Origin of the sequence: Pseudoalteromonas sp. SR45-5 (assembly GCF_014163565.1) — a bacterium.
Lineage (GTDB): Bacteria > Pseudomonadota > Gammaproteobacteria > Enterobacterales > Alteromonadaceae > Pseudoalteromonas > Pseudoalteromonas distincta.
Genome location: NZ_JACJDN010000164.1, coordinates 1 through 7,048, shown reverse-complemented (window position 1 = coordinate 7,048; position 7,048 = coordinate 1). Strand labels below are relative to the sequence as shown.

Annotated in this window: 7 protein-coding genes; 2 read left to right on the top strand and 5 right to left on the bottom strand. The window is 40.5% G+C overall.

Annotation, left to right across the window (positions count from 1 at the left end; all coding sequences use genetic code 11):
* Positions 1-65 precede the first annotated feature (65 nt).
* Entirely contained in the window at positions 66-638 is a 573-nt protein-coding gene (locus tag H5072_RS08265; protein ID WP_182693229.1) for a short-chain dehydrogenase, read from the bottom strand.
* A gap of 191 nt (positions 639-829) precedes the next feature.
* On the opposite strand from H5072_RS08265, the gene arfB reads away from it, so the two are divergent.
* A complete protein-coding gene (gene arfB / locus H5072_RS08260; protein WP_182693228.1) occupies positions 830-1,243 on the top strand; it encodes an alternative ribosome rescue aminoacyl-tRNA hydrolase ArfB in 414 nt (137 codons plus the stop codon).
* Between the two features lie 125 nt (positions 1,244-1,368).
* Here arfB and eat read toward each other — a convergent pair whose 3' ends face one another.
* From eat to H5072_RS08245, 3 genes are read right to left on the bottom strand one after another with little or no spacing between them, the layout of a single operon-like run.
* On the bottom strand, positions 1,369-2,772 hold the full coding sequence (gene eat, locus H5072_RS08255) for an ethanolamine permease (RefSeq protein ID WP_182693227.1): 1,404 nt from the start codon (positions 2,770-2,772) through the stop codon (positions 1,369-1,371).
* Between the two features lie 59 nt (positions 2,773-2,831).
* Positions 2,832-3,719, bottom strand: a complete 888-nt coding sequence (gene eutC, locus H5072_RS08250; RefSeq protein ID WP_182693226.1) for an ethanolamine ammonia-lyase subunit EutC — start codon at positions 3,717-3,719, stop codon at positions 2,832-2,834.
* Positions 3,716-5,122 carry an ethanolamine ammonia-lyase subunit EutB gene (locus tag H5072_RS08245; protein WP_182693225.1) on the bottom strand — a complete coding sequence of 469 codons (1,407 nt, stop codon included), beginning with the start codon at positions 5,120-5,122 and terminating at the stop codon, positions 3,716-3,718. Before H5072_RS08245 ends, eutC begins: the two co-directional genes overlap by 4 nt.
* A gap of 220 nt (positions 5,123-5,342) precedes the next feature.
* Here H5072_RS08245 and H5072_RS08240 point away from each other — a divergent pair, with 220 nt between their 5' ends.
* On the top strand, positions 5,343-6,299 hold the full coding sequence (locus H5072_RS08240; RefSeq protein WP_182693224.1) for a helix-turn-helix domain-containing protein: 957 nt from the start codon (positions 5,343-5,345) through the stop codon (positions 6,297-6,299).
* A gap of 453 nt (positions 6,300-6,752) precedes the next feature.
* Here H5072_RS08240 and arfA read toward each other — a convergent pair whose 3' ends face one another.
* Positions 6,753-6,953, bottom strand: a complete 201-nt coding sequence (gene arfA, locus H5072_RS08235; RefSeq protein ID WP_182693223.1) for a ribosome alternative rescue factor ArfA — start codon at positions 6,951-6,953, stop codon at positions 6,753-6,755.
* Positions 6,954-7,048: the final 95 nt, after the last annotated feature.

Here is a 7,048-nt window from a genome sequence, read left to right as displayed (position 1 = left end):
CCCCCGTTTTTTATGCGTTTTAATTTCACGGCTAGATAAGCCCGCTTTTTTTAAAGCAATAAAACTTATAAAAGTGCAAAAAGCTTTTGTAGTTGTGGCATATATTCGCTCACAAGTTCAAGGTTGTTTTCGCTTACTAAAGATTCTGTAGACTCCTCAGCTGCGCTTGACGATTTACCAAACGAACCCATTAATGAGCTAGCGCCTTTATCTTTAGCACTTTTCATACTTTGAAAACCGCCCATTACTTTATTAGCAGTTTCTTGATTATCAGCAGAAAGGCCCGACTTAAGATTTTCGATATAAGCCATTGATACTTCAGAACCTACAGTTACTAGCTGCTCTGGCGTAAAACCGTAACGGTTTGTAACACTCGCAAAGCTTTTGTATAGGTCTTGTTCTTTAATCATGCTTAATGCACTGTTAGCTAAAGAGCTTTGTTCGCCAATACTTTGATCTGCAGAACCACCTAGCATACTTGCTAAATCTAAGTCTTTTAACGACTCTTGGCTGCTTGCCCAGCTAGTCACAGCTGGCAGTGCTTTCATATAGCTTTGAAGTTGACCTTCGTTAATATCCTCTGCAAGGCTTGAGAAACTCATCGCTAATAAGCTAAGTGATACAAGTATTTTTTTCATTGAGCATTTCCTAGTATTAAAGTAGTGCCAATTAGAAACTAATAAGCAACACTTGCCAACACAAAATAAAATATTGGCTGATTTATAGTACAATTTATGAGGATTTATTTAAGTTCTAAGAATTTAGTTGATTCACCACAAGCTAATGTACTGATGATATAATGTATTTTTGACAAATAGAGCTGAACACAATGTTAACAATTTCAAATGCTGTCACTATCGATGAATGGGAACTAGAGCTCACAGCTATTCGTTCGCAAGGTGCCGGTGGTCAAAATGTTAATAAAGTAGCAAGTGCAATTCATTTACGTTTTGACATTAACCGCTCTAAATTACCTGACTTCTACAAAGAACGCTTACTTGCATTAAATGATACAAGAATTACCAAAGACGGCGTCTTAATCATTAAAGCGCAAAGCCACCGTACCCAAGAGCTAAACAGAGAAGATGCCCTTAAGCGTTTAAAGGATTTAATCCTTAGTGCTACGGTAGTTAATAAAGCGCGTCGAGCCACCAAGCCCAGCCGTAATTCACAGCGAAGGCGCATGGACAAAAAAACCAAGCATGGGCAAAACAAAGCGCTACGCGGCAGCATAAAGTTTTAGCTTTAAATGATATTAATAAAGTAGATTAGGGGCTTGATATTTACATGCATGCACTATTTTTACACCGTATTGCTTGTATAAAAATATAAGTGAGGGCTAGCCTCACTTATAATAACTATTAATATTTACTTAGCCATCTCTAAATCAGATTCTGCATCTGCCAACATTGCAAACTCTTCATCAGCGCTTTTAGCAACTAAGTGTTTTGAGCTGTAGCCAAAGTAATATACGGCGCCCACAATAAACAGCATTATAGTGTATAAAAATGCACGAGGGTCGAACGCATACACACCCGTTAATGCTATAAGCGAAAGCACTAAAGCAATACTTGACGTTACTACGCCCCCTGGGGTTTTATACGGGCGAGGTAAATCAGGTTGTTTAACGCGTAGTAAAATATGGCTCAGCGCCATTAATGCATACGATACAGTTGCACCTACTACAGCCATTGCAAGTATTAAATCACCCTCGCCACTGAGTGATACTAAAAAACCAAATATGGCAGGTACAATCAACGCACGTGCTGGCACTTTGCGATTAGTTGTAATCGACAACGAACGCGATAAATATCCGGCTCTAGATAAAGCAAACACTAAGCGACTATAACCATAAATAATAGAGAAAAACGAAGCAACTAAACCCGCAAGCCCTAATATATTTACTACAGTTGCTAAGGCCTCACTACCCGATGCATTTAATGCATCAACCAAAGGTACAGCACTTGCGCCCATTGCAGCAGCACCGCCAGCGCCAGGCACTAAAACAACAACTAAAAAAGCAGTAAATAACAAAAAGATCATTGCACCAATAATGCCTTTTGGCACATCTTTAGCGGGATCTTTTGCCTCTTCTGCAGCAAGCGGTACACCTTCAACCGCTAAAAATAACCACATGGCAAACGGTAATGCAGCCCAAACCCCGTACCAACCTAAAGGTAAAAACTCACTGGCTCCCACTGCATCGGTTACGGGGACGTCAAATAAGCGTGATGCATCAAAATTTGTAATTAAAACAAAAGCCGTTGCAATAATAGCTAATACTGCTAAACCACTTATTACCATCATTACTTTAAGTGCTTCTCCTACGCCTGCTAAATGAATTCCCACAAATAGTAAGTAAAATAATGCATATACCCATGGTCCATTAAATCCGGTGAGGGCTTCAACTGCAGAGCCTATAAAAATAACAATAGCAGCGGGCGCTAAAGCGTATTCAATTAATACCGCAAGCCCGGTTAAATAGCCTCCCGCAGGCCCCATAGCTTGGCGCGCAAAACTATAACCACCGCCTGCTGCAGGTATTGCAGCTGACATTTCAGCAAGCGACAATACCAGCACTAAATACATAACTGCCATTAACACTGCAGCAATGGCAAAGCCACCCCAACCCGCTTCGGCAATACCAAAGTTCCAACCTGCAAAGTCACCCGATATTACATACGACACACCCAAACCTGCGAGTAATAACCACCCCGCAGTACCTCGTTTTAACTGTCTTTTAGCAAGGTACTCTGTATTATTAGTAGACATAACCCTTCTCCGTTGATGTTTAGTTTTTATTGTTTTATTTCACGTATTTTTAATTAGAATTACTCAGCAATTAAAAAGTTAGTGGTTGAAACCTGATGCTCAATTACATCGTCTTGTGTACGGTCTTTTAAATTAACCCCAGTTAGTTTTAGTTTTTTAGCTTCACGTAATAAGTACAGCGCACGCCTAGCCGCTTCTGTATAAGGTAGGCCTGCTGGGCGAATATTCGATATGCAATTACGACATGCATCGTTAAGTCCTGTTTTAGGCTCCCATGTTAAATACAAGCCAAGGCTATCTGGCGAACTAAGTCCTGGGCGCTCTCCTATTAACACCATAACCACCTGCGCATTTAGCAACTCACCTATATCGTCGCCAATTGCTACTCGACCTTGTTCAACCAAAGTAATGGGGGCAATTTTAAATTGCTTGTCTGTTGTAAGGTGCGCTAATAGCTCTGTTATAAATGGGCATGCATTTTTTTGTACCGCCAACGAGGAGAGTCCATCAACCACTACAATCGCTAAATCGTATTTAGCCTGCGTAGTGTGCTTTTGTTTATTCATATAGCTGAGAAGTATTTGCCTACCATTTTCATCAAGCTTGCGGCCTAAATCGGGTCGCTGAAGGTAAGTAACCCTGTCAACAGCTTGGCTGTGTAAATGCAGGGGAGGGGCAACCTCTTTTAGAGCACTAATACTGCCTATTTGCTCAGTTATTTCGTTAATATCAAGCGGAAAACTCACTGCATCGCGCGCTTGTGCATGAGATAGCTGAAAAGCCAGCATTTCTGAGGTTGGCAAACTTATACCCGCACGCCCAAGCCCAATACGGGCGTCGGTAAAACGGCGTAAATCACTCCAAGGATTGTGCACTACATTACCGTTATTTTTATGCTTGTTTACTGAGTCATCTAAAGGAGTGCTCTGTTTTAAACGTGATTTCATGAGCCACCTCCAGTAATTGCACCCAGAGGTTTAGCAAAAGCGGGAGGCAAGGTATCTGAAAGTGTAATATCGGAAGTGCTTTGCATTATTTTCATTTTGCTTAGCCATGCTTCAAACTCAGGGGCAGGTCTAGAGCCAAGTACACGGCGAACATATAATGCATCATGAAACGACGTAGTTTGGTAATTAAGCATAATATCGTCAGAGCCAGGTATTCCCATTACAAACGAGCAACCAGCAACACCTAATAGCGTAAGCAAGTTATCCATATCGTTTTGATCAGCCTCTGCATGATTGGTGTAACACACATCGCATCCCATCGGTATACCTAGTAACTTAGCGCAAAAATGATCCTCAAGTCCTGCTCGGGTAATTTCTTTACCATCAAACAAATATTCAGGGCCAATAAACCCCACCACGGTATTAACCAGTAACGGGTTAAACTTACGAGCAACGGCATAAGCGCGAGCTTCACACGTTTGCTGATCAAGCTCATGATGCGCATTTGCTGAAAGCGAACTGCCTTGCCCAGTTTCAAAATACATTACATTATTGCCAACAGTGCCGCGCTTTAAACTCAAAGCTGCATCTTGCGCTTCAGCTAAGGTATTTAAATTAAAACCAAAACTTGAATTAGTAGCCTCTGTGCCACCAATCGACTGAAATACTAAATCAACCGGTGCGCCAGCTTCTATACATTCAATGGTGTTAGTAACATGGGTGAGCACGCAGCTTTGGGTTGGTATGGCGTACTTTTGAATAACATCATCCATTAACGTCATTAATTTAATGGCTTGGGCAACGTTATCGGTTGCAGGGTTTATACCTATTACTGCATCGCCATTACCGTATAGCAAACCATCAAGCATGCATGCAGCAATACCATTAATATCGTCAGTTGGGTGATTTGGTTGTAAACGTGTAGATAAACGCCCGGGGAGGCCAATAGTATTTCTAAAAGCACTCGTAACATGGCACTTTTTAGCAATTAATATGAGATCTTGATTGCGCATTATTTTGCTAACAGCAGCAGCCATTTCCGGCGTAATACCTTGCCTTATACTTGCAAGTACAGCAGGTGTTGCAAAGTCACTTAAAAGCCAATTACGAAAATCGCCTACGGTTAAATGTGCAATAGCCATAAAGGCATTTGCATCGTGCTCGTCAATAATTAAGCGTGTAATTTCGTCATCTTCGTAGGGAATAAGTACCTCATTTAAAAATGTTTTAAGAGGAATATCCGCCAATGTCATTTGTGCCACAGCACGTTCTTGTGCTGATTGTGCAATTACGCCCGCTAAGCGATCACCCGAACGCTGCGGTGTAGCTTTAGCCATTAACTGGGCTAAGTTCTTGAATTTATAAGTATGTGTACCTAAAGTGTAACTGTACGCTTGCCCCATGATTTACTCCACATAACTAATATGATCAACCTTGGTATAGGTTTTGCTGCATCTTTAGCTATAAATCAATATTGAATAGTTACAAGACAGCTTATTTTGTACCAAGTAACTATCGAATTTTGGCAAAAGATTCTTTATTAAACCAATTCAATTGGTTACACACGCAAAGCGGTGTTAACTTAAGCATAATGAAAGTGTAACTAAAAAGAGCATCCCTGATATGGCGCAGCAAAGTAGCTTTAACGCACCACTAAAGAGCAAGGTGCAAACACACGATATAGACGAGCAAGCGCATAGCCTTACTCAATGGCAGCAAAAATACGATCAAATGAGCGACGGCAGCTTTTATGGTTGTATTGAAGAAACGGATTACGCCAATATTCATGTGTTTAAAGAATACACTGAGCGAGCGCTTCGTCAGCAATGTAACATAGCCCCTAATTCGGTTTGGCTCGGCATTCCTTGTCAGTCACAGCAAAGTAAAATTAATGGTTTAAGTGTGGCAAGTAATCAATTTATGTGCCGTACCAGTGATAACGACTTTGAGTTGATAACCCCTGAGCAATTTAATATTTATGGTTTGGTAATCGATTGGAACTCAATTGAATATATGGCGCAGCTCCAAGGCGTAACATTGAAAAACCTGGCATCTGCACAATCAGCTCGTTTATCGGTGAGCAACTCATCTTTGCAAACGGCAAGACAAATAATTAATAGCATGGTTGTAGGCAAGGGCTTTGGACTTAGAACCGAATCACAACAAGATATGCTAAACATGTTGGCACTACACTTATTACAAGCAGACAATACGCAGCAAAATATTGCGCCAAGTTATAAACACCGCAAAGCCGTAGTAGATAAAGTAAAAGATTACGTGGCCACAAATCCACAAAACCCAATAACCATAACCGAGCTGTGCGAGCTTTCCTTTGTAAGTAGGCGCACACTTCAGTATAGCTTTGAGAGTATTTTAGGAATTAACCCTTTGCGGTTTTTACGTTTAACACGCTTAAATAACGTAAGGCGGGAACTAAAAAAACCAAACCAAGATAAGCCCATTTCAGTAATAGCAGCCAATTGGGGATTTTGGCACGCGGGACAATTTGCTAAAGATTACACGCAACTATTTGGTGAAAACCCATCACAAACAGTTAAAAATAATAGTTTTAAAGGTTAAAAACTACACTTCTAACGTGAGCACGTTTCTTCTACAGACCATACTTTAACTTGAGTTAAACACCTGTGGACGCGCAGCTTGCTGGCATTTAAAAGCACCGCTTTTACATTTAGTCGGATGCATTAGTAAACAAGTAACTTAATCACCACCGAGAAGTGAAGGAGAAAACAAGGAGCAGTGACTAACCATTACTCTTGTTTTCTCTGTGTAGCGCACAGCGCCACGGTGGTGAAATATCATATAACTTAAAAAAATAGACTTTGTCTGCTCATTTACTCCTCTTTTTCTTCTCTTTGTGCATTCATATTTTAAAGGCTGTTATTCACAAAGAGGTTTAGAGGCGCTGCGCTTTTAGAGGGTAGCTTGGAAGTTAAAATAATAAAGAACTAAAAGTAAAAGCGAGGTATAAAACCTCGCTTACTATATTCAAAAGCCCTATTTGATCGGTGCTAATTAAGCCGCGATTAAATAGGACTCTTGTCCTGAATGCTTGTTGTTGCGTTTAAACGAGCCTTTGCCTTTTTTAGCTTTAACTACTTGTGGTTTAAATAATTTAGAGGTGACCATTGCCGCTAGCGCATTGTGGTTTATAACGCCTCGCCCTGTGTCTACCGCGCTGGTATTTGCGGTTTTTGTTTTAGATTTTTTAGTCATATATTTCCTATAAACTAATGGTTATTTTAAGTTAAATAATAAAGAGGCTTTTATATTGGCCTATTTAAGAGATGGAGATTGTAGGCTTAATTTTC